Below are 22,545 nucleotides of genomic sequence, written 5' to 3'. Positions count from 1 at the left end.
CTTAGTTAATTTTTAAAGCGGCACTTTGGTGTCGCTTTTTTATTGGCTGTCATCAAACGATTCTAGCAAGTACAATCTATTTGAGATTGTTGTCATTAAAGAGAAACTCACGTGAAAATCAGCCCTTACTCAACCGGACGTTTCAAAAGCTTTCTAGAACAGAAAAGTGCCGAGTTTCGTGACTTAATCTATCAATGCCAAATCGGCAGTCGATACTTTGACTCTGGTGAAGAGATCCTTCGCCAAGGCGAGCAGCTTCAATATCTGTATGTTGTGCCAGTCGGTCGAGTTTCAATGAGTATTATTGCTGTCAACGGTCGTCGTTTTCAATTGGGTGAAGCCAATTGCGATTATCATATCTATGGTGAAATGGAGTACTTCACGCAAACGCCTTGTCAGTGGAACGTCGTCGCCGATGAACATATGCAAGTGGATATTATCTGCATCCAAAAACTGACTGAGGCATTGCATCAGCAACCTGACATGATGTTTTTCTTTGCTTCTGCTTTGGCGGAGGATTATCAAGATTCAATGGATATCTATACCAATCGCTTGTTGCACCCAATTACTTACAACATTGCTTATGATTTGCTAGTACAAAAGCAGACCAACACCTTGTTGGGTGGGTTTGACAAAGTAAACCAAGAAGCCGAAAGATTTGGCACGTCAGGACGCGTTTATCGTCGAGCGGTAAAAGATCTGATGGACAAAGGTTTGATCAGAAAAGGCGAGCAGGGGCTTGAGATTGTTGATGAAGCGGCACTAAAAACATTTCTTGATGCTTACGAATAACCCACAACGTTAGAATTCCGAAATACAATGTTGTGGGTCATCATGATCACTTTTTACTAAGAGCGATAAGCGCTTATTTCTGAATTAGAAAACACAGTGCTTAGCAAAATCGGAAGCTTCGTTAGCACTCCAATCGCCTTTTGGTTTCTCTTTCATATCGTTACACCACGCTTCACTGCCAACTTCCGTACATGCCATTAGCTGTGCTGCTACAAATAAAACCAATGCTAACTTCTTCATTATCTAGTCCTTTTTAGTGAGTCATTTAAAAGAAGTATAAACATTCATTAAAGTGATAAATATTAATTTGATAACTTTGCGCTTACCGTCTCAAATTCGATATTGGTGAGGTGTAATTCGTTGATTTAGACCCACTAAACCTTTAAATCGCTGCCGCGTCTACAAACCAAGTCATTCTCGCTGAACCTAGCATCTCGAGGTTACTTGGGTATAAAGTTATTAAAGAATCGGTTGAATGCCTGATTGAGTAACGATATATTGCGAATGCGCATGATAATGGATCTCATTTAAGGCTTAGAATAATGGAAAAACTCGTCAGTGCGGCTCTTGTTTCGCTGCTAACAATCTCACCTGCTTTTGCTGCAACCGTCAAAATCGATCACTACATGGGAACGACAGAAATCGAACAATCGCCAAAACGTGTGGTTGTGATTGGCTTTGGTCCACTCGATACACTCGACAGTTTTGGTATTGACCCTGTAGCGGTATCGAACGCCTCCCATCTTCCAAAGTACTTATCTAAGTACAGTAAAGCTCATTACAAATCGGCAGGTAGTCTGTTCGAACCAGACTTCGAAACCATCTACATGCAAAAACCAGATTTGATTTTGGTTGGTCCTCGCGGTTCGTCAAAATACGATGAGTTAAGTGAAATTGCCCCAACGGTAGTATTTGCTTCAGGCGAGAATGAAGATTACTGGCAAGGGACCAAAGCACAATGGCGAAATATTGGCAAAATCTTCAATATCGAGGATAAGGTCGAGCAAAAAATTACGAAGTTAGACGCTCAATTCAAAGCAATTCATGACTATAACCAAGCTCATAATAATGATGCGCTTACGATTCTAAGTATTGGTGACAACATCAGCGCATTTGGTGCGAAATCTCGTTTTGGGGCGATTTACACAGATTTTGGCTTTACAGAAACAGTGAAGAACCTCAAAACAGGCACGCACGGTGACGTAATCTCTTATGAGTTTATTCGCGAAGCTAATCCGAAAAATATTCTAGTTATTGATAGAAATTCACTTCACGCAAAGTCTGATCATGACCTCGCTAAAGCGCTGGATAACGATTTGGTTAAAGCGACTTCGGCTTACAAGAACAAGAAAATTACTTTTCTAGATGTTGACGCATGGTATTTAGCAATGTCCGGCGTGACCGCAACGGAAAAGATGGTGAGTGAAATTAAACACACGATCGATCTGTAAGCGAAGCTAGCTGAGGTTAACTTTGAAAAAGTTATTGCTTGTTCTTGTTGTTCTAAGCGTTGCATCGTTGTTTGTTGGGGTGGCAAATATGACACCCCAACAGTTGTTTTCGGGCAATGCAAAAGCACTAGAACTTTTCTTTACTAGCCGGGTTCCGCGTTTATTTGCCATCCTTCTTGCGGGAGCAGGGCTAAGCATCGCTGGATTAGTGATGCAGCAAATTAGCCAAAACCGATTCGCCGCGCCTTCAACAACAGGCACGATTGAGTGTGCCATGCTTGGTTACGTAATGAGTGTGGTGTTTTTTGGTAATGGCGAACAGCTTTGGCTTGTCTTTGCTGTCTCTATCCTGGGTACCTTGATGTTCGTCCAGTTCGTTCAACGTATTCAATTCAAAAGCGTCGTGTTTGTGCCACTCGTGGGCATCATCTTTGGTAACGTTGTTGACGCTGTTACTACTTTCATTGCCTACAAATACGATGCACTACAAAGCCTGTCAGCATGGAGCGTCGCAAACTTTGCAAACATTTTGCGTGGTGATTTTGAGCTGCTTTATATTGCTGTTCCCGTCGCTCTTTTAAGTTACCTATTTGCGGCACGCATTTCTGCGGTTGGCATTGGTAAAGACTTTGCAGTAAACCTTGGGCTGAACTATCAGCAAGTGGTGACGTTAGGCGTACTTTTGGTGTCGGTAATGTCAGCCAGTGTGGTGATGATCGTAGGTCAACTGCCATTTCTTGGGCTTATCGTGCCAAACTTAGTCAGTTACTTCTACGGTGATAATCTTAAACGCAATATCCCGCTTACTGCCATGTATGGGGCAATACTCGTTTTGGCGTGTGACTTGGTTAGCCGATTGATCATCTTCCCTCATGAAATGCCGATTTCAATCGTGATCAGTATCTTGGGCGGAGTGGTGTTTATCGCGATGTTGTTGCGAGGGAAGCAAAGTGCGTGATTCCAAGAAACTGTTCTTATTGGCAGCCGTCGCGCTGCTTTTTGCGTTTCTGTTTATTGGTATCGGCTTAACGGCTGATAACTACCAATACTTTTTGTCGCGACGTGTGCCTAAAGTATTAGCCATGGTACTGGCGGGTATTGCGATTGCTCAATCTTCGTTGGTGTTCCAAACCATTACCCATAATCGGATTCTTACTCCAAGCATCATGGGGTTTGATGCGTTGTATGTGTTGACGCAAGTGCTGATTGTTTTACTGTTTGGTGGTTTAAGCGCGCTCGTTCTGAATGTTTACATCAACTTCTCGATTGCTGTGCTGGTCATGGTGGGATTTTCGCTATTGCTGTTTGGGTTTTATTTTTCAAAAGGCGGGCGCAACCTCATCACTTTGCTGTTGGTTGGGCTGATCTTTGGGCAGTTGTTTAACAACATTGCGGTGTTCTTCTCCCTTCTTATGGACCCAAATACTTTTGCGTTTGTGCAATCTAAACTGTACGCGAGTTTCAATAATGTGAAGGTGAACTTGGTGTATCTCAGTTCACCAATATTACTTATCGCTTGCTGGTTGTTGTATCGCATGCATCGTACTTTAGATGTTTTTTGGCTAGACCAAGACAATGCTAAGAGTCTTGGGGTTGATGTCCCTAAAGTGACGCGCAATGTCTTTATTCTCTCTGCGGTTCTCATTGCTATTTCGACGGCTTTAGTCGGACCAATCATGTTCTTTGGCTTATTGGTGACAAACTTGAGCCGTGAAATGTTCCGCTCTTACCAGCATCGTACCTTGTTAATAGGTTGCTCTTTGATGGCAATTTGTGCCTTATTGTCGGGGCAATGGATTATAGAAAACGTCTTTTCATTTGAAACGACGCTGAGTGTAGTGATTAACTTTATTGGTGGTATCTACTTCTTGTATCTACTGCTGAAAAACAAAGTCGTATAAACATGATAGTTATAGATAAATTAACCAAAGCATTTGGTTCCAACAAAGTGGTTGATGGCGCGGATACCCAATTTGAGAAAGGGAAGGTGACATCGATTATTGGTCCAAACGGAGCAGGAAAGAGTACCTTGCTGTCCATGGCGTCACGATTGACCGAGCGAGATGGTGGTAGTGTCATGATCGACTGCAAAGAGATTGCAGATTGGGACACCAAAGAACTTGCGAAAAAACTGGCGGTATTACGTCAAGCTAACACGATTACGATGCGTTTTACCGTAAAAGAATTGGTATCGTTTGGGCGATTCCCTTATTCAAAAGGCAACTTGTCCAAAGATGACCATGCGATTATCGACCAAGCCATCGACTACTTAGATCTGAAAGAAATTCAAGATAAGTTCTTAGATGAATTGAGTGGTGGTCAACGACAGTTGGCGTTTATTGCGATGGTGATAGCCCAAGATACGGATTATGTTTTCCTCGATGAACCATTGAATAACCTTGATATCAAGCATTCGCTTCAAATCATGAGAGTCGTTCAACGTCTTGCGCATGATATGAATAAAGCTATGGTGGTGGTGATCCACGATATTAATTTTGCAGCTTGTTATTCCGATGAGATCCTTGCTCTGAAGAAGGGTAAAGTGGTTGCCAGTGGCAAGGTAGATGAGGTAATTCAGGCGTCCACGCTAGAAGACATCTACGAGACACCTTTTAATATCATTGAGCTTAATGGCAAGCGTATGTGTACTTACCATTAAAACGATATTTACTAAAACAGAATTACGTTAAAACAGTACCTTACTAGAACAATAGCCCTGTAAACCGAAATAGAAATGTTGATGAGCTTATTTGGTGAGCTCATCAATGATTGGACATCGGCTCTCGGCATCGCCCGGACAAGATGAAACCCAACCTTCTAATTGCTTTTTAATTTCCAACAAGTGAGCGATTTTTTGCTCTACTTCATGAAGTTTATCCATCGTACGCGCTTTTACTTCGCTACTTTTGCGATTTGGATTATGCGCCAGTTGCACAAATTCTTTGCATTCTTGCAGTGAGAATCCCGCATTTTTTGCCCGGGAAACAAGGTTGAGCTCTTGGATGTGTTTGTCAGAATATTCGCGATAACCTGAATCGCTACGAGCTGGTGATGAAATGATGCCTTTGTCTTCATACATACGAATCGATTTAGAAGACAACCCCGTTAGTTTCGCAACTGCACCAATATTCATGATGACCTCTGTATTTCAGATAACCTTTCTCGCGAGTATAACGCCAAGTGTTTGTCTTCCCAAATAGCTTTGAGAGCAAATTTATATGGATATACTCAATGGCTGTTGACGATTTCATGTGGGGGAACACCAAATACTTTCTTGAAGGCGTTGGTAAAGTTTGATGGATGATGATAACCCGCTTCGTATGCCGCTTCTGTGATAGTCACTAATCCGCGTTCCAAATGCTGGCGAGCGATCTCTAAGCGGCGATAGCGGATGTAACCATTAATGGTCATGTTAAAAGCCTGTTTGAAACGTCGTTGGAGGTTTGAAACGCTCATTGAAAACTCTTCTGCTAGACGCTCTAAGGTTAAATCTTCATCGAGATGTGTTTCTATGTAACTGACTACATTTTCTACGCGAGTGTCAGCGGAGCGATGCTGTTTTTCACATACCGCGCAGTAATCGTCAGGCATTTGCCCGATTGAGTGGGAAAGCACTTGGTAAATCAAGCTTTCGACCTCTATACGATCTTTCATATTTGTCGGAGATTCACGTTGAGTGAGAGAGCGTGCAAGCTCAATTAACGTCTCATTAAGCTCCAGCGTGTAAAAAGCTTGGTGAGTTTCAATGAAGCGCTTGTGTCCACAATTTCCCGCCATTCTCGATTCTAACCAAGGTGGTTTAATAAGAATGTTGATCTTATTCATTCTGTTATTTTGAATAAGTGAGCGGCGGAAGTTAGCGGGTTTTGCTAGGTTAACAACCACACCTTGTGGTGCTTTGTTAGCGTCAAAGTCGAATTGAAGATCGTCATAGCCAAAAGATAGCTTTCCCTCAAGAAGGATAGTAATCAGTAGGGCTGAATGGGCAGTAGAGACTATATTGGAATCGACTAATTCGATGCATCGTCCGCCATGGACAAAGATCTGGTCGTTGTATTGGTAGGAGAGAAATTTCCCTTCAGCAAGCTGAGTTTGGCTGCTTTGACCTTCCGTAACAATTATTTGTTTTTCCGTCTGCTCAAGCTTTTTGGTCAGAGCTACTTTGGCAATTTTAGTTCTTTTTTTGGTCTCTGCCGCCATTTGACGTTTCCTCATAACACCTATGCGATTTTGCATAAGTGATTCGTCTTTGTATTTATGAATTGAGATCCTATCATGCGTGAGAATTATTATCATTTATATTTAGGAAGACGTTTATGGAAAGCCCAGTTTGCTCACCAATTAAGCTCTCAAGCCTATGCCTAGCAGTGGGGATGGCGCTTGTCCATCCAGCTTTAGCTCAAGATCAAGACTCTCACTTCGAAGAGGTAGTTGTATGGGGGACGAAAGTATCCAGCAACACCGAATCAATGTTTGCTGACGATATGTCGCTCAAGCAAGCCGATCACATGTCGGATTTACTTCGTGATATTCCGGGCGTTGATGTGGGTGGTACGCACTCTGTCAACCAACGCATTACGATTCGCGGTCTTGGTGAAACCGACCTTGATATCCGTTTGGATGGTGCCTCTCAGCACGCCAACATGTTCCACCATATTGGTAACCTTACGCTTAACCCGGACATTTTGAAGTCAGCGGATATCCAAGTGGGTAATAACTCGGTAACTCAAAGTGGTCTTGGTGGGGCGGTGTACTTTGAAACCAAAGATGCACGTGATCTGCTGCGTTACGATGAAAACTTTGGTGCGCGTGTTTACGGTGGTTATGCGTCTAATGATAACCAACAGGGCTCTTTAACGCTTTATGGGCTGTTGTCTGAAAGCGTGGACGCTATGGTCTACGGTCACTATGTGACGCGTGATGACTTTAAAGATGGTGACGGAAATAAAACCTTTGGCTCGGAAGGTGACGTTTACAATATCCTAGGGAAATTAGGGTACGAATTTGGTGATATCCATCGCATTGAAATTTCTTATGACATGTATCGTGACAGTGGTGATTACAACCCACGACCTGATATGTCTGGTGGCGCGAACAATGGTCTATCCAACAACTTATTGATTCCGACTGATTATGATCGTGACACGGTCACTCTTAGTTATGAATTGCGCGGCGATCAACACCAAGGTGACGTAACACTTTACAACACCGAGACTGAAATTGTTCGTGATGAATCCGTAATGGCACCGCGTTGGCCGGCAAATCGTTTGTCGAAAAACACGGCGAAAAACCAGAACTTTGGTTTAAGTGTAAAATTCCAATCACTGCTGACATTGGGTGATTTTGATCATCGTGCGACGTACGGTCTTGATTACATGGATAAGACTTCGGAGAGTTACTACGGTAGCAGTAAGTTCATGGATGAATCCGCGGTCTCTACAGCGTTCTTTGTTGAAGACCAATTCTTCATTTCTGATGCTCTCTCCATCACAGCGGGTCTGCGTTTTGACGATTACCAGCGCAAAGCAGAAACAGGTAACAACGATTACGATGAAGTGACATGGGCACTGGCAGCAGAGTGGGCAATAACACAAGACTGGACGCTATTTGCAAGCTCTCGTTCACTCTTTAAAGGTCCAGAATTAATGGAAACCTTTATCGCTTACCAAGATGTGGCTTACCTACAAGATGGTTTGAAACCAGAAACGGGGCAAAACACACAAGGTGGCGTGCGCTTTGACAAAACCATGGATGCGCATTCATTTGGTGCAAATTTAACCTTCTTCCAAACTGATATTGATAACTACATTGCTGAAGAGTACCAACGTACTACGAAAACTTATCTTATTTACAATTTGGGTGATGTGGAAATCAAGGGCTTCGAAGCAAGTGTCTTCTATGGTTATGAAAGCTTCGGTAGCAAACTGTCATACTCTAAATCAGATACAGAGAACAAAGATACTGGTGGTCCTGTCGCGGGCGGCAATGGTCGCAGTATTGATATGGGTGACAGCATCTCGCTGACGTTGGATTACCAATCTGATTCGCTAGAAACCATCTTCGGTTGGAACTCAATGTTTGTTCTTGAAGAAGACAATGTGTTTGATGGTCAACCTAAGAAAGACAGCTACGATGTACATAACTTGTACGCACAATGGGTGCCTTCTGACATCGATGGTCTATCGGTAACGTTTGGTATCGATAACGTCTTTGACGAGCTATATACGTCTCATGCATCTCGTTCGGGGACTGCCCGAGGTATTACTTTGGATGATTACGAGCCAGGACGTAACTATAAGTTATCGGCGGCTTATCAATTCTAATATACCCAAGTAACCTCGAGATGCTAGGTTCAGCGAGAATGACTTGGTTTGTAGACGCGGCGGCGATTTAAAGATCTAGTCATTCTAAATCAAGAATCGGCAACAAAGTATACAAGCCAAGGCAGCTCGCCCTTTGGGAGCGTGTCATTGACCCGATTGCTGCGTCAAACAACTTGGAAAGAGCTAGCTATTACACTGCGTTGTTTTCCTTACTCTCGAATCAATGACAGCGCTCTGAATCCTGCATCTTGAAGTCACTTGGGTATAACAACCTTAGCTATTTGGCTCTCATCAGAGAGCCATTTTTTATTCTGGAGAGCTCGAAAGGTACAGCCTAGCGAGAGAGATTTGTTTATGAAGGGAAGTGTAAACCAATGATCAAAGAAACGACGAAAATCGAAAGCGAGCATGCGAGTAAATACCTCGTCACCTTATGCCGCCATTTTGCTCGCAAGGTACCTGCGACTTGGAATGACGAAAAGGGCTTAGTGACGTTTCCTGTCGGAAGCACGGAATTTAGGTTGGAAGGGGAGTGCCTCTTGGTTATCTGTGAAGCGGAATCTGAAGAATTGTTGGTAAAAGTGAAGGCTGTTGTGGCTTCTCATATCGAGATGTTCTCACGAAGAGAAACAATCGAGCTCACTTGGGTTCGCTAATTAGCCGTTATCTTTTCGTTGATGCCAGAAAAAAGCCCCGCTTAGTCCAAGGCTGTCAAGCGGACTAAACGAGGCAAACAGAGCAACTAGGAACACTGCTCTGCGATGGTGTCCGGAAACGAACATTAGAATCGCTTCCGAGATAAATTCTAGGAGTTTCTTTCGCAGTTTTGTCAGCGAAATGTCACGAGTTAAGTCGTTGGTGGCAAGCTTATTTTTTATTTTTGAACAATAGCTTAGAAACCAAACAGGGCTTGTAGGAATTACCTTAAATCTCTGACAATAGACATAAAAAAGCTCGCTGTTTGAGCGAGCTTTACTGTTTTAGAACCCTCTAAGATTAGAGGTAAAAACATTCGATTAATGTTTGCGCTGTGGACCGTTACGAACGATGTCTTTACCGTTATCGTAAACGTGCTGAGAAACCCAACGACCAAGGATCAATTGGTGTTTGTCACCCAATACTGCCACAAATGGACGGCCATCTGTGTTCGTTGTCGCAAGTGCCACACCGGTTACGCCCTCAAGACCCAGTGCGCCACTTTCAATAAGGTGTAAGAAGGCTTCAAGCTCTTCTAGTGTTTCGATAACTTGATTATCAATGTTCATCGTATTCAATCTCTTCGAATTGTAGATACTCAATGGTCGCGTACTCTACCTAAGTTACGGACAGAAACCAAGAAAGGATTTGTACTAACCAAATGGCTCAAGGGACGAGGAGTAGGGACATGCGAGTGGTTTGAATTCAAGCAAGCAATGGTGAAATCAGGGTGGATCTCAGATTTTCAATCCGAAGCGCAGCGTAATCTTTGGTGGGTGGGAAAAGCGATGTAATAATGCTTCACGTTCTAAAGCTAAGCTGTTGTAAATTCATCATCAACAAGTCGTTAAGACCACTACTATGAGACCCGCCACTATGAAGAAAGTTTTGATTACTGGTTTTGAACCCTTTGGTGGGGAATCTATCAACCCTGCCTTAGAGGCCGTAAAGCGCTTAAACGGTAGAAAACTCGATGGGGGTGAAGTGGTAATGTGCCAAGTGCCTGTTACTCGATATGAATCCATTGAAGCAGTGATTGAATCAATAGAACTGCATCAGCCCGATATTGTTATCACAGTTGGTCAAGCGGCAGGACGTACTGCGATTACTCCTGAGCGCGTTGCAATTAATGTGGATGACTTTCGTATTCCGGATAATGGTGGTCATCAACCGATAGATGAACCAGTGATCCCTGATGGTCCGGATGCTTATTTTACGACGTTACCGATTAAGGCGATAACAAGAGCACTGCAACAAGAAAACATTCCATGCCAAGTCTCAAACACGGCAGGGACCTTCGTATGTAATCATCTCTTTTATGGTGTTCAACATTATTTACGCAATAAATCGGTACGTCATGGTTTTGTGCATATCCCACTTTTGCCAGAACAAGATAGCTCGGGCAACCAGCCTACGATGTCACTGGACGTCATTGTCGAAGGGTTGGCGCGATTGGCTCAGGTAGCCATAGATAATGAATCAGATATCGCCGTGACCGCAGGGCAGATTTGCTGATGAGATATCATCGAGCATCTGCCATTAGGCACATCGCTCGGTGTTCTTGTATCTGTTAAGTTGCTCAAATTTTGTGGGCTATGAAAGGAGTAGCATTGAGGTGACAGATGAAAGAGTTTAACTCATTCATTTTGCTCTCTCGTTTCAATAAAAAAGGCGAACTATCATGAAAAGCAATAGAAGTAAGATCATTGCGCTTTCCTCTGCGGTTGTTTTCGCTTTGGCTATTGCGGCCCTAAAATTCGAAAACACTCTCGGACTGCTTCCTATACTCGTTGCCATTGTGGCGTTCTTTACTTGTGTCATTCATACCAGCATGCATCTATCTGGCGTAGGCAATGCAGATGCGTTTGGTTATTACGAACGATCACAGCAAACTAAAGCAAAAGCGCTTCATCAGGGCTTAAACTCCCGAGATAAAAAGCGTTGAAGCATGTCACATTCTCCGTATACTTTGGCTAAGCATTAAAGCACAAGCTTGTCGGAGAAAAGCATGTCAAATCGAGTACCTACCAACATACTGACGGGATTTCTTGGCGTCGGTAAAACCACGACTATTCTGAACTTATTGAAAAACAAACCAGAAAATGAAAACTGGGCAGTGTTAGTGAATGAGTTCGGCGAGATTGGTATCGATGGCGCGATGATGACTGACCAGGGTGCAATGATCAAAGAAGTTCCTGGTGGCTGTATGTGTTGTACGGCTGGTGTGCCGATGTCTGTTGGTATTACGGCATTGTTACGCCAAAAACCTGATCGTCTTCTTATTGAACCAACGGGCTTGGGGCATCCAAAGCAAGTCATTGCAACGCTGACTTCTGATCAGTACCTGCCGTATGTTGATTTAAAAGCAACCATCGCGCTGGTGGACCCTCGTAACCTCAGCATTGAGAAGTACCTATCAAATAAGAACTTCGTCGATCAGCTAGATAGCGCGGATGTGGTTATTGGCAGCAAAGTTGATCTGTGTACCAGCCATGACATTGATGTTTTCAACGATTGGGTGACGGACCAATCGCCTTCAAAAGTGTTCAGCAAACTGATTCATGATGGTGATCTTCCCATTGAAGTGTTGGATATTGAACGCGTGCACGGTAGTGCTTCTTCTCATATCGAAGCTCATCATCATGATCACGCGCATCAAGAGCCACAATTTCAATTGCCTCCTGGCGAAGCGTTCATCCGTAAAGAAAACAAAGGACAGGGCTATTACAGCTGTGGTTGGTTGTTTGGTGCCGAATACCACTTTAATTTTGATCAACTGTTCTCCATGTTATCGGATCTGACAGCAGAACGTGTTAAAGCGGTTGTTAACACAGACCAAGGTTGTTTCGCGTTTAACGTGGCAAATGGCGTGGTGTCGGTAAACCAAATGAGCCTAGAAGGTTTCGAATCTCGTCTTGAGGTGATCGACTCACAACTAATGCCATGGGACCAGCTCGAAGCGATTCTACTTAAGCTTTGTGGCATCGATAACTGAGCGTTAAGTGCTCAAAATTAAGACCTGAGTATCGACTTGGGTCTTTTTCGATAGAATCTTGTTATTGAGACGATAGAAATTTATTATCGCCGTTGCTCTATATATATGCGACGCGTATCACTATAATCGCCGGTTTTCTCGCGCTATAAGAAACCGGAGATCTCTTGAATCCTACCTTTACCCTCTCGGAACTGAAGTTCTTTTGTTTACGCTTTGTCGCGATTTTCTTTTTGTTAGTTGCCGTATTTGGCGCCATCATTCATTACGACAAATCAGCATCGGAAGAAGCGGCAAAAAGCAATATTCGTGTGCAGCAACAAGCGCTATTAAAAGGCAAGAAACAGTACATTGAGTGGGTGATGGGGTCGGTAGTGAGAGAGACGGCTCTGTTGGCGGATATCATGGCAGCGAGACGAGTTTATGAAACCCTTGAGCTTCCTTCTGAACAAGCGCAACGTGCTGAATTGTCTCGCTTGAATTCGATTCTAGAGGCTGTGAGTCAACGTAAAGAAGTGTATGACCAGCTCCGCTATCTTGATATGCAGGGTAATGAAGTTATCCGAATCAACTTTAATGGTGGTCATTCTGAAGTCGTACCTAAGAAAGAATTACAGAATAAAGCGAAACGCTACTATTTTTCAAAAGCCCTTAAACTTGGATGCCGTAAAATCTATGTATCTCCTCTGGACCTAAATATAGAACACGGACAGATCGAAGTTCCTCTCAAACCAATGATCCGCTTGGCGACGCCAGTATTTGATAAGCAGGGAAACAAGCGAGGGATCGTGGTGGTTAACTACTTAGCCAAGTACTTGATGGAAGGTATGGCGTTGTTCAATCTCGACATGGGTACTAACTACATGCTTTTGAATAAAGACGGCTATTTCCTTTTTAACAAGCAAAACCGAGACGCAGAATTTGCGTTTATGTATTCCGATAGGCAACAAGAGACCGTCTACAATGCTTACCCTGAATTAGCTGCTCAAATCAAGCAAACGCAATCCGGTCAGATTGAGACTGAACATGGCATCATGACCATAGAGTCTGTTGGCGCTGTGGACAGAATTAACCCCTATTGTTTCCAGAATTACCATGTGAGCGAAAACAGCTCAACAGCATGGAAGTTGGTGTCTTATGTTGATTTTGCGAAACGCAAAGAGATCAGTAGTGGCATTTACGAACGTCAATGGTTAATGCAAGTGGGTATGGTTTTGGCTGTCGCTCTGGCGTATTTTATCGCTCGATTCCAGCTACGTGCTTTCTCCGATAATCAACGCATTCATTACCTTGCACACCACGATAGCTTAACAGGATTAGTGAACCGCGCTGCGTTTCAAGAACAAGCGACGCTAACCCTAGCGCGTTGTTTTAAAGAGGGCAAAAAGGCGTGTTTGATCTATCTCGATTTGGATGGCTTTAAGTTCATTAATGATGAATATGGGCATGCTGCAGGGGACAAAACACTGGTTCACATTGCATCGGTAATGCGTCGCGTATTCGGTTCTAGAGCGTTGCTCGCTCGCTTAGGTGGCGATGAGTTCGCCATCCTTTTGAGCAATACCGAACATATGGAAAACCCTGAGCATTACGCGGCGTCTCTTATTCATTTAATTCAAGACCCAATCGAAGTGGTAGAGGGCAAGTTCCATCAAGTGACCAGTTCAATAGGTGGCTGCTATTCCTGCGAACCGGAATGCACGTTTGATGACCTCATGCACCAAGCCGATATGGCGATGTACGAAGCGAAGAAATCGGGGAAAAATCGTTATTTCTTCATTCAGTAAACGAAAGTTGGGCATAAAATAAAGAGTACCGAATCGAAACTCGCGTGATTCCATGAGTTTTTACGTGAACGCATGAGAAAAGTGAGATAAATCACTCGAATTCGGGTATAGTGCACCGCTAAAATTTTTAAAGCTATTTAGTGATTTGTTTAAGGAATACGCTCAATGTCATTTTCATCTCAAGGTTTTGCGCCAGAAGTGGTAAAAGCACTGGCAGAATGCGGTTATGAGAAGTTAACGCCAATTCAACAGAAGGCGATTCCAATGGCTCGTAAAGGTCATGATATTTTTGCCACTGCACAGACGGGTACGGGCAAAACTGCCGCGTTCTCGCTACCTATGATTCAACAGTTGTTGGAATCTGGTCGTAGTGCATCTCGTAAAACGGCACGTGCGCTTATCATGGCTCCAACTCGCGAGCTAGCAGAGCAAATCGCAGATAACATTAAAGCGTACACTAAGTATACTGAGCTATCGGTTGCTGCGATCTTTGGTGGTCGCAAGATGTCTTCTCAAATTTCTGCACTAGAGCGCGGTGTCGACATTTTGGTGGCGACGCCAGGTCGTCTTGAAGAGCACATCGAACAAGGTAATGTGTCAGTGGCGAACATCGAGTTTCTTGTGTTTGATGAGGCAGACCGTATCTTGGACATGGGCTTTATCCATGCGGTACGTAAGATCATGCTGGATGTGGATACTGACCCACAAATCATGATGTTCTCAGCAACGACGTCTAGTCAGCTAAACCTATTGGCGAGAGACATTCTGCGCAAGCCAAAACGTATCGAAGTAGAGCGTGCGAACACGACTGCACAGACGGTTGCGCACGTCCTTTACCCAGTGGATCAAGAACGTAAAACAGAACTGCTTTCTGAGTTAATTGGTCGTAAAAACTGGAAGCAAGTATTGGTGTTCGTGAACTACAAAGAAACAGCGAACGATGTAGTAAAAGAGCTTAAGCTTGATGGCATTAAAGCGGTTGTTTGTCATGGTGACCGTGCGCAAAGTGCTCGTCGTCGTGCGCTAGAAGAATTCAAAACGGGCAAAGCTCGTGTAATGGTCGCAACGGATGTTGCAGCGCGTGGTTTGGATATTGAAGATCTACCACACGTTGTGAACTACGATATGCCATTCCTAGCGGAAGATTACGTTCATCGCATCGGTCGTACAGGTCGTGCTGGTAAGCAAGGTCACGCCGTTTCGTTTGTTAACCGCGAAGAAGAGCTAACGGTAGTACAGGTTGAAAACCTTATTCAACAGCGTATTCGCCGTATCGAACTTGCAGGTTACGAACCAAAACAACGTGAAACGTACATTGAGAAGCTAAACTCAAAACCAGCTTTCAAGAACCGCCAAGGTCGTCGTAACAACCCGAACCAATCGGCAACAGACCAAGGTTCAGCTGAACGTCGCCTAGCAATGGTAAAACGTTTGAAAGCACGTCGCTCTTCTAACTAACTTCAGAATATAAAAAACGCCCCTCATGACGAGGGGCGTTTTTGTTTGTGTTTATACTTACGATACCTAACCATCACCTCGGTGAACTGGGGAAATACAAACGGTTTAATTCATACCAATGAAGTTCGGTTCTCCGCGGTAGATAATGCGGTCATTCCCTCTATGAATCCCGAAGGTGACCACAGTGGGTGGGTTGTCTTCGGCTTTGCTCTTCTTATCCCAATTGTATTTAAGCCAAGGTAAGTTGTTTCCCTTGTCGCTTAAGTCTAAGTTGAATCGAACTTGCTCTCGCGCGGAATCGACTTGGCTGGCTACGATATCGTAGGTTCTGCCAGCCAGCATGGTGCCTTCACCAGATAACTTAGTGTTGTCAGGAGCAGAGTTGGACCAAATTGGCGTGCGTGAATGATGCTGTCCATTTGCCGTGGTCGCGCTGTCGTCAAAGTGGGTAACAAAGCGTCCGTTGTGCCAAACTTCGACATCCAGTGGGACTTTTATGGTCATGCCTTGGTTGCCCCCGACATCTTTAAAGTTGAGTCTACCAAAGCGAATATCTGGCTGCTCTTTCAGAATATGAGTGTCGTCAATGAAGTGAATTTCGTCGACTGGCCTGATGAAAGCCAAACCTATTTTTGTCTTGGTTGTTGTATTGTCTTTTACTTTGTTGAATGGTCCGTCTGGATAGCGTCCATCGGTTTCATCTTTCTTCCAGCAAGGACTGTTCTCGCAAGTCGCATGGTTTGCTGGTTTCACAATAGTGAAAGTTCCAACGCTTGCTCCTGCCTCTAGGTTCCATACCGCGCTGTTTGCTGCTGGTGGAATAAATCGGTTCGCATAGTCACTGAGTTCCCCAAGGTAAAAACTCTCGCGCAAAGCGGGATTAAAATGCACGTAGTTTTCGATGTTTTTCTCCTTGGCGTTAAGGGCCACAACATCATAGGTAACTTGCTCAAATGGCTGGTTCATATAGATGAAGTTTTGCTTCTCAGGGTATTGCCATTCTGCATCTTTTGCCTCGAAGTATTTGGCATAGAAGCGACCGATATTTCGGTAGCCTGTGTTCACTGTCATTCCCAGATAGGTAGTATCGAGCTGCGCTTTAATTTTTAAGCTGCCGACTTCGTCCCAAACTAGCTGAGAGAAGTAATAGCGTGAGTTTTCACTCTCGGTATGGCTCAGTTTTAGGGTATTTGAACTGCGCAGTAAGGTATGAGTCTGCTCGGCAGTTGCCTTTGGTGTTTGCTGTGAACTGGTAAGGACGATGCTGGCCGCAGGAGCATCCTCCATCATAAAGTTACTCGTTACTCTGGCGTTACAGTAATTCGAGGTATTTACTTCATTCGTATGCAGCGCTTTGTTTTGCCAAACGATGGGTTTTACTGAAAGAGAAAAGTAGTCTCCCGCCGCGATGAAACCCTCTCCACTTTCTGATGTACCTGAGGCAAGTGGGGTAGAGCCGTCACAGATAGCCAAAGTCCAAGGACGAGAACTAACGTTGAAATGCCCTGTGACTATGACTGAGCCACTACTTGGACAGTCTTTATAATCAGCGCATTGAAAACTATCCGATAATTCGACTCTAAATTGCCCTGATTCATAGGTTTTCAACTTCGACTCTTCTGATTCACCATTCTTAAAGTCGTTTAAAAGCTTAAAATCACCGAACTTGCCACTTTTAGGTTGTGTAATTGTTGGATTAACTGTGGGTGACCCATTGTAATTGGAAGCGATAACGGGTTGATCTCCAGAGGTACACGCGAGCAATCTCATGTGTACATCTTTCTCCTTACCTGCAATGACTTTGATATCATCCAGAGACTCCCCAGACATGACCGAGTAAGCTTCAAACATGAAAGGCGCAAACATGAACTTTACGTCTTGAGTTTTGTTTGTGTCGTCGAGCAGAGAGAAGGTTAGGCTATAGCTTGCATCCAGTGCGATTGAGTCTACGTCTTTCGGGATGACCTTAATGATCAGTGTTCCTTCATCGTTTGAAACAAAGGTGTTTTCGTCAACTTCGGTTTTGCCTTCGACCATTTGCAGCGAAAACAATTTTGGATCAGATAACGCAGCGACAACTTTTGCACTCGCAGCTTCCCCTTTGTTTGTTGTTTTTACGGTAAAAATCGGTAAATCGTCACCGCACATTAATGCCATATCATCTGTCGGTGAGACGATAAGGTCATAATCGTCATCAGTTGGTGGTGTGATATCGCAGATTGGTATCTCTTCTGGTATCGGACACAACTTAGATACTTGGTTGCTGTATGTACAATCTGCATCGTCAAAGCCGCAGTAGTTTGCAGGAACCGTATCAATCGCAACTGCAGAGTAAACAAAGCCACATATTGAGGTATCTTGCAGCGTGGCTTTTTGAAATGAGTTTATTGCTAATTTAGGTGCGTAAACGTTACTTATGGCATCGATGGTGACTTTGTTACCTTTAACGCTATTGGTTAGGTTGTTGGTACCAAAGATATCGATATTCTTAAAGTCGACTGTTGCAAATGCACTCGTATTGCCAACAATTTGGCTCCGACCGCCTTCTGAAAAGATGTGTTGACCTTCTGAGTTTAAATCTCCGCAGACTTTTGCTTGAACTAGCTTGATATTGCCGGCGCTCTTCAGGTTGCCATTGACCACGCTGTCTTTCGCCAATAGAGATGTGTCTAACATGTTCGAGCTCGAAGAACCGGCATAGACGTCACCATCCACCTGAGTTTGTTCAAGTTCTACTTTTCGAAGAGCATGAATGTCGCCAAACACAAAGTTGGATCGTCCTTTGAATAAAATACTGCCACCGGCACTTTCGACATGACCAAAAACAATCGTATCTTTGATAGAAAGCAGACCATGCGAGGTTAAATTACCGACTATCTTGCTTGGTTCTCCGGTATTTTTGACGATGATCTCAAAGTCCCCGCCTTCGGTCTTGATATTAATGGGCGTTGCTTCAGAGCCAATATTGTTTTTCCCTTTGAGCTCAACATTGCCGTGAGCAACGATCGTTGCAGTTTGAGGGGTAGGATTTGAGTTGGTAATGTGAGCACCTTCAGGGATGCTAATGGAACTAGAGCAGGTGTAGAGGTTTCCTTGCACTTTGAATCCATCACCCGCACAAATTTCGTTCAACGTTGGAATATCGGCAAGATCATAAACTTTTGCCTCAGCCATCGTGGGTAAGAGTAATGCTGTACTTAAAATGCTAATAAAGCGCATCATCAAGTGTCCTAAATTTAGTGGAACTTAATGGCACCAAGCGAGAGTGAGCAATGGACTCACAGAGAATGATTCAACGACTTATATTATTTTTTATTTAACGCTTACTTATTGAACTGTGGTTATTTTTTATTTCGTATGTTGTTCCAAGTTCATATGATGAGTATTAAAACTTGAATGTGATCTTAGTTCAAGATGTGGAGCTGAACTGTGTCGCACTTTTGACGTAATAAATTGTTAGAAAATAATAAGAAAGGGTGATTTTTGTACGAAGTGCAGCAGAGCCAACGAATGGTCATTGGCTCTCAGTTTCAGTAGGCAAAGATATTAGGCTGCGTGATCAATTAAAGGTGCCATTTGGTACAGCTCTTCAAGGATCGCTTTGGTTTGTTTTGAGTATACAAGTCTATCTCGATCGCCGACTAACTGAATGGCTTTTACTTTGCCAGATACCAAGCACAAACGAATGGTGCGTAACACCATTTGAATATCGAGAGCTGGTGTTCCATCAAGGCTGTTTTTGGTCAGTAGTGATGCCAAATCAATCGAGACAATCACTTGATTGCAGTGATCTAAGTAGTTACCCATTTGTTGTTTTAGATGGTTGCGGTGACGAAAGCAGAACTCTCGGTCGGTTACCCAGTCACAGCCTTGGTCTTCTGCGTATTCCCATACTTCTTGTTTGGTATCTTGCTCACTAGAGCCTGCAAAGAACAATCGCACGTTTTGGTAACGGGATAACGCAAAATGGAACGCAGACCCAACACGAGGCTCAAGTGTTGGATTTAAATTCATTTTATGACCAATGTGAATAATGCCCACTTCGTCATCATCACAAACGACAACGGGCAGCATAGATAGCACTGCTTCTGTGCAATTGGACAACACAACGGGAACGGAATGACGAGAAAGAGATAAGCTCAGTGCTTCTTGAAAATCACCAGTCTCGATTTGATGATGGGAAAAGTGCCCAAGGTTGGCTGCTGAGCCTTGATCATGTTGCTGATATAGCCAATCGCTGGCATTTTCTAAGCTTTGATCAGCTAATTCAAACGTTCCGCGGCTCATCGGGGCTAAATGCTCACATACCGTCATAAATGAAAAAGGGTAGTGATGAATTGGCTTGTCAGCTCGATGAAATTTGTAACGTTTGAAAAAGCTCAACATGATGAATTACCTTTCTGGCGGCAACGCCCTCGCTGCCTGCAACACATGCAAAATGATACGCTGCTTATCCTTTTCGACTCGGTGAGCCGGAGCCATAACCGAGACGGCGCCAATCAATTTACTTCCTTTCATGACTGGTGCACTGATGCCAGAGACACCAGGATCGATTTCTGATGTACTGACAGCGTATCCGTTCTTACGAATGGTGCTGAGTTCCTGTTCCCACTCGTTGAGACGATGATCTTGACCAAAGTGGCGTAAGATCTTTTCACAACGACTTTGAGGCATGAAAGCCAGCATCACCTTAGATGAGGCGCCACGAAGCAATGGTTGACTTTGACCCTGGACGTAGCTGCATCGAAGCGCCTGCATACTCTCTTTTTGTCTGACACAAAGCGCACGATAACCAGATGGCACCATATAAGCTGCCATTTCGCCGGTTTGCTGAACCAAACGAGCAAGGATGGTTTCTACCATGTCCAAACCGTGTTGAGCGGTCTCATAGCTGTGCATTAACAGCAAGGCGGCAGGACCAACCACAAATGTTTTGTCGTGCACGCTTTCCTCTATCAAGTTCCACTCTTTGAGGAGCTTTAAGTGTCTATAAAGACTGCTTAAAGGCACATTCAGTTGTTCACTGAGTGTTTTCGCAGAGACTGGGAATGGACTAACTGCGACTTGCATTAGCAATTGCAGCGCCTTTTCGTTGACTTGGTTAGCGTTGGCTTTGTTTGTCGTCATGAGTGTGTTGTAACGTGATAATGAGTATGCAACAACTATAATTCTTAGTTGCTGAGAAAAGGAAAATAATTAGAAGTGGATATTCTCATACAGTGAGAAAATGGCATATTAATATTTTAGAGGTAAATTGGCAGCCCTCGTTTGATGGTTACTGTTCTTTAGAGATAGCGAAAGCCAGCCAGATTTTGAGTGACCAACCAAACGCAAATTTTATGTGAATTCCTCTTCACGCATCGTACCTGAGTAAAGAAACCTGATAACCTCTGTCTCGCAAATGAGCCACATATCAATAAGTTATTGTTATATTTGCCACTTTGAGTCTTGTTAACCATACTCAATCAGTGGAAGTGCTTTCAGTGGAGTGAATGAAACGTTGTTTCTAACTTGCTGATAAATGAAGAGTAATCGTTTGATATTACTAATTCTGATTGAAAAAAGGCACCTTTTTGATGATAAATAAAGAGCTTTTGAAAAAAGCCGTTATCTACATGCTCCCGCTGCCATTGATTGTTGCGGAGGTGTTTTATTTAGCAAACCAAAGCATTCAGAGAAACCTCGATCATATATTGGATAAAAATGTCCAAGTGGCGGACGAGATCCTCTCTCAGATCAAGACCGAAAATAGGACGGCACTGATTAACCCTGAGCGTTGTGAAGCCCTGCAACAGAACCTGATGTTCGAACGTGACATTGATGAAATGCTCATTGTGAAGGGGGAGCAAATAGTGTGCTCGTCAAAACAAGGCGCGATGTCTCGACCTTTGACCGATTACACGCATATTTATAGCAACGGGCAATTGTCTTTCGGTCATCTTAAAGGTTACGAAGAACAGGTTCTTTTTCTGATCACCAAAAGTGAAAAGCGTCCGGAATATAAAGCGATTACTGTCGTTGATCGCGATTATTTTGGCGTCACTGTTGGTTATCGTAACGATGTACGTCTGAAGCGGTCTGCGATGTTTGTTGGCGGAGCGTCGGCACCTAAAAACGCTTCAAAGCACGGACAGAATGCGGTGTCATTAGCCCATTCAAACGAGTTTAATTACGACGCACTGATAGAGGCGAGTGATATCTATGTCGATCAAAAACTGCTTTCCTACGCAATCTCTGCGGTACCTATTTTGTTGGTGTTCTACTTACTCATTGTCGTTATTCATCGTTTTGTTGACCCACAACGTAGTCTGGTTTCCGAACTAAGAAAGGCATTAAAACGCCAAGATCTTTTGCTTTATTACCAACCACAATATGACGCGACAACAGGGCATGCATTTGGTTATGAAGCGTTGATTCGTTGGCCTCACAAATTAAGAGGCTTTATATCACCCGATGAGTTCATTCCTGCGGCAGAAAGCAATGGGTTAGTCGAATCGCTGACCGATTACGTTCTCGAAAAAGTGTCGAACGATTTCTCTAAAGTTAAGTTTGAAACGCCAATTCATTTGGGAGTGAATGTGCCTCCTGGATACCTCGTTGGTTCTCAGGTAATAAGAAAGATCGAGAATATTCATCGCAAGCTCAAAACAAACAATGTCGAATTGAGTATAGAAATCACTGAAAGGCAGTTGATTGATGACAGTGCGAGAAAACACATTGCTGCGCTGCGAGTGCATGGTATACCAGTCCTGATAGATGATTTTGGTACTGGTCAGACAGCCTTAGCAGTCCTTCAGCATATGAAGGTAGACTATTTAAAAATAGATAAGTGTTTTATTGATACTATTGGCATCGATAGCGTGAACTCGACAGTGCTCAACGCTATCGTAAGGCTTGCGGGTGATCTGAACCTAAAGCTTATTGCTGAAGGGGTAGAAACAGAGGAACAAGCTGCCCACTTAAGATCGCTGGGCGTAACCCTTCATCAAGGGTACTTGTATGCCAAACCACTCCCTTACGCAGAAGTGGTCGGCAATGCGAAGTAG

At 43.7% G+C, this 22,545-nt stretch carries 20 protein-coding genes; 13 read left to right on the top strand and 7 right to left on the bottom strand.

Annotated features, from left to right (window positions below):
• Nucleotides 1-111: 111 nt before the first annotated feature.
• The gene (locus tag OH463_RS18555) at nt 112-792 is read left to right on the top strand and encodes a Crp/Fnr family transcriptional regulator (RefSeq protein WP_005452238.1); all 681 of its coding nucleotides are present in this window, start codon (nt 112-114) and stop codon (nt 790-792) included.
• Between the two features lie 84 nt (nt 793-876).
• Here OH463_RS18555 and OH463_RS18550 read toward each other — a convergent pair whose 3' ends face one another.
• The gene (locus OH463_RS18550; protein WP_269992013.1) at nt 877-1,032 is read right to left on the bottom strand and encodes a DUF3012 domain-containing protein; all 156 of its coding nucleotides are present in this window, start codon (nt 1,030-1,032) and stop codon (nt 877-879) included.
• Between the two features lie 302 nt (nt 1,033-1,334).
• On the opposite strand from OH463_RS18550, the gene OH463_RS18545 reads away from it, so the two are divergent.
• From OH463_RS18545 to vctC, 4 genes are read left to right on the top strand one after another with little or no spacing between them, the layout of a single operon-like run.
• Nucleotides 1,335-2,243, top strand: coding sequence for a siderophore ABC transporter substrate-binding protein (locus OH463_RS18545; RefSeq protein ID WP_045487384.1), 909 nt, complete (start codon nt 1,335-1,337; stop codon nt 2,241-2,243).
• A 22-nt stretch (nt 2,244-2,265) separates the two neighbouring features.
• Nucleotides 2,266-3,201, top strand: coding sequence for an iron chelate uptake ABC transporter permease subunit VctD (vctD, locus tag OH463_RS18540; protein ID WP_050926514.1), 936 nt, complete (start codon nt 2,266-2,268; stop codon nt 3,199-3,201).
• On the top strand, nt 3,194-4,144 hold the full coding sequence (gene vctG, locus OH463_RS18535; RefSeq protein WP_009696071.1) for an iron chelate uptake ABC transporter permease subunit VctG: 951 nt from the start codon (nt 3,194-3,196) through the stop codon (nt 4,142-4,144). Before vctD ends, vctG begins: the two co-directional genes overlap by 8 nt.
• Before the next feature lie 2 nt (nt 4,145-4,146).
• Nucleotides 4,147-4,902: an iron chelate ABC transporter ATP-binding protein VctC gene (vctC, locus tag OH463_RS18530; RefSeq protein WP_009696072.1), complete on the top strand. Its 756-nt coding sequence runs from the start codon at nt 4,147-4,149 to the stop codon at nt 4,900-4,902.
• A gap of 87 nt (nt 4,903-4,989) precedes the next feature.
• On the opposite strand, the gene cueR is transcribed toward vctC, so the two are convergent.
• Both cueR and OH463_RS18520 read right to left on the bottom strand, forming a co-directional pair.
• Nucleotides 4,990-5,376 (bottom strand): Cu(I)-responsive transcriptional regulator, encoded by a 387-nt coding sequence (gene cueR / locus OH463_RS18525; protein ID WP_005437780.1) that lies wholly within the window; start codon nt 5,374-5,376, stop codon nt 4,990-4,992.
• A 95-nt stretch (nt 5,377-5,471) separates the two neighbouring features.
• On the bottom strand, nt 5,472-6,443 hold the full coding sequence (locus tag OH463_RS18520; protein WP_269992004.1) for a helix-turn-helix domain-containing protein: 972 nt from the start codon (nt 6,441-6,443) through the stop codon (nt 5,472-5,474).
• A gap of 116 nt (nt 6,444-6,559) precedes the next feature.
• Between OH463_RS18520 and OH463_RS18515 the strand changes: the two genes are divergently transcribed.
• Nucleotides 6,560-8,566, top strand: a complete 2,007-nt coding sequence (locus tag OH463_RS18515) for a TonB-dependent siderophore receptor (RefSeq protein WP_269992002.1) — start codon at nt 6,560-6,562, stop codon at nt 8,564-8,566.
• 374 nt (nt 8,567-8,940) lie between these two features.
• On the top strand, nt 8,941-9,222 hold the full coding sequence (locus tag OH463_RS18510; RefSeq protein ID WP_017818692.1) for a DUF2218 domain-containing protein: 282 nt from the start codon (nt 8,941-8,943) through the stop codon (nt 9,220-9,222).
• A gap of 360 nt (nt 9,223-9,582) precedes the next feature.
• Here the strand turns inward: OH463_RS18510 and OH463_RS18505 are convergent, their stop codons facing one another.
• Nucleotides 9,583-9,831, bottom strand: a complete 249-nt coding sequence (locus OH463_RS18505; protein ID WP_005452227.1) for a hypothetical protein — start codon at nt 9,829-9,831, stop codon at nt 9,583-9,585.
• Nucleotides 9,832-10,138: 307 nt separating this feature from the next.
• Here OH463_RS18505 and pcp point away from each other — a divergent pair, with 307 nt between their 5' ends.
• The 5 genes from pcp (at nt 10,139) to OH463_RS18480 (ending at nt 15,499) form a co-directional block, all read left to right on the top strand.
• A complete protein-coding gene (pcp, locus tag OH463_RS18500) occupies nt 10,139-10,777 on the top strand; it encodes a pyroglutamyl-peptidase I (protein ID WP_258455789.1) in 639 nt (212 codons plus the stop codon).
• 166 nt (nt 10,778-10,943) lie between these two features.
• Entirely contained in the window at nt 10,944-11,207 is a 264-nt protein-coding gene (locus tag OH463_RS18495; protein ID WP_005452225.1) for a hypothetical protein, read from the top strand.
• Nucleotides 11,208-11,270: 63 nt separating this feature from the next.
• Nucleotides 11,271-12,257, top strand: a complete 987-nt coding sequence (locus OH463_RS18490) for a CobW family GTP-binding protein (protein WP_269991999.1) — start codon at nt 11,271-11,273, stop codon at nt 12,255-12,257.
• Between the two features lie 164 nt (nt 12,258-12,421).
• A complete protein-coding gene (locus OH463_RS18485; RefSeq protein WP_009696016.1) occupies nt 12,422-14,041 on the top strand; it encodes a sensor domain-containing diguanylate cyclase in 1,620 nt (539 codons plus the stop codon).
• Between the two features lie 165 nt (nt 14,042-14,206).
• Complete coding sequence (locus tag OH463_RS18480) at nt 14,207-15,499, top strand: DEAD/DEAH box helicase (RefSeq protein ID WP_009696017.1); 1,293 nt, start codon at nt 14,207-14,209, stop codon at nt 15,497-15,499.
• Nucleotides 15,500-15,604: 105 nt separating this feature from the next.
• Here the strand turns inward: OH463_RS18480 and OH463_RS18475 are convergent, their stop codons facing one another.
• The 3 genes from OH463_RS18475 to OH463_RS18465 form a co-directional block, all read right to left on the bottom strand.
• Nucleotides 15,605-18,721, bottom strand: coding sequence for a polymer-forming cytoskeletal protein (locus tag OH463_RS18475; RefSeq protein ID WP_269991996.1), 3,117 nt, complete (start codon nt 18,719-18,721; stop codon nt 15,605-15,607).
• Between the two features lie 324 nt (nt 18,722-19,045).
• Entirely contained in the window at nt 19,046-19,885 is an 840-nt protein-coding gene (locus OH463_RS18470; protein WP_009696019.1) for an arginase, read from the bottom strand.
• 6 nt (nt 19,886-19,891) lie between these two features.
• Nucleotides 19,892-20,626: an IclR family transcriptional regulator gene (locus OH463_RS18465; protein ID WP_005452217.1), complete on the bottom strand. Its 735-nt coding sequence runs from the start codon at nt 20,624-20,626 to the stop codon at nt 19,892-19,894.
• Nucleotides 20,627-21,075: 449 nt separating this feature from the next.
• On the opposite strand from OH463_RS18465, the gene OH463_RS18460 reads away from it, so the two are divergent.
• Nucleotides 21,076-22,545, top strand: a complete 1,470-nt coding sequence (locus OH463_RS18460; RefSeq protein ID WP_269991994.1) for an EAL domain-containing protein — start codon at nt 21,076-21,078, stop codon at nt 22,543-22,545.

The sequence above is a fragment of the Vibrio sp. NFR genome, from assembly GCF_027587095.1.
Lineage (GTDB): Bacteria > Pseudomonadota > Gammaproteobacteria > Enterobacterales > Vibrionaceae > Vibrio > Vibrio harveyi.
The sequence above is the reverse complement of the archived record's forward strand: the minus strand, read 5'-3'. Positions and strand labels throughout refer to the sequence as shown.

Bases quoted from the DNA above. Each gene is read 5' to 3' on its own strand.
- OH463_RS18550 (WP_269992013.1), bottom strand. From the start codon at position 1,032: ATGAAGAAGTTAGCATTGGTTTTATTTGTAGCAGCACAGCTAATGGCA.
- OH463_RS18545 (WP_045487384.1), top strand. From the start codon at position 1,335: ATGGAAAAACTCGTCAGTGCGGCTCTTGTTTCGCTGCTAACAATCTCA.
- vctC (WP_009696072.1), top strand. From the start codon at position 4,147: ATGATAGTTATAGATAAATTAACCAAAGCATTTGGTTCCAACAAAGTG.
- cueR (WP_005437780.1), bottom strand. From the start codon at position 5,376: ATGAATATTGGTGCAGTTGCGAAACTAACGGGGTTGTCTTCTAAATCG.
- OH463_RS18520 (WP_269992004.1), bottom strand. From the start codon at position 6,443: ATGGCGGCAGAGACCAAAAAAAGAACTAAAATTGCCAAAGTAGCTCTG.
- OH463_RS18515 (WP_269992002.1), top strand. From the start codon at position 6,560: ATGGAAAGCCCAGTTTGCTCACCAATTAAGCTCTCAAGCCTATGCCTA.
- OH463_RS18510 (WP_017818692.1), top strand. From the start codon at position 8,941: ATGATCAAAGAAACGACGAAAATCGAAAGCGAGCATGCGAGTAAATAC.
- OH463_RS18505 (WP_005452227.1), bottom strand. From the start codon at position 9,831: ATGAACATTGATAATCAAGTTATCGAAACACTAGAAGAGCTTGAAGCC.
- pcp (WP_258455789.1), top strand. From the start codon at position 10,139: ATGAAGAAAGTTTTGATTACTGGTTTTGAACCCTTTGGTGGGGAATCT.
- OH463_RS18495 (WP_005452225.1), top strand. From the start codon at position 10,944: ATGAAAAGCAATAGAAGTAAGATCATTGCGCTTTCCTCTGCGGTTGTT.
- OH463_RS18490 (WP_269991999.1), top strand. From the start codon at position 11,271: ATGTCAAATCGAGTACCTACCAACATACTGACGGGATTTCTTGGCGTC.
- OH463_RS18480 (WP_009696017.1), top strand. From the start codon at position 14,207: ATGTCATTTTCATCTCAAGGTTTTGCGCCAGAAGTGGTAAAAGCACTG.
- OH463_RS18475 (WP_269991996.1), bottom strand. From the start codon at position 18,721: ATGATGCGCTTTATTAGCATTTTAAGTACAGCATTACTCTTACCCACG.
- OH463_RS18470 (WP_009696019.1), bottom strand. From the start codon at position 19,885: ATGTTGAGCTTTTTCAAACGTTACAAATTTCATCGAGCTGACAAGCCA.
- OH463_RS18465 (WP_005452217.1), bottom strand. From the start codon at position 20,626: ATGACGACAAACAAAGCCAACGCTAACCAAGTCAACGAAAAGGCGCTG.
- OH463_RS18460 (WP_269991994.1), top strand. From the start codon at position 21,076: ATGATAAATAAAGAGCTTTTGAAAAAAGCCGTTATCTACATGCTCCCG.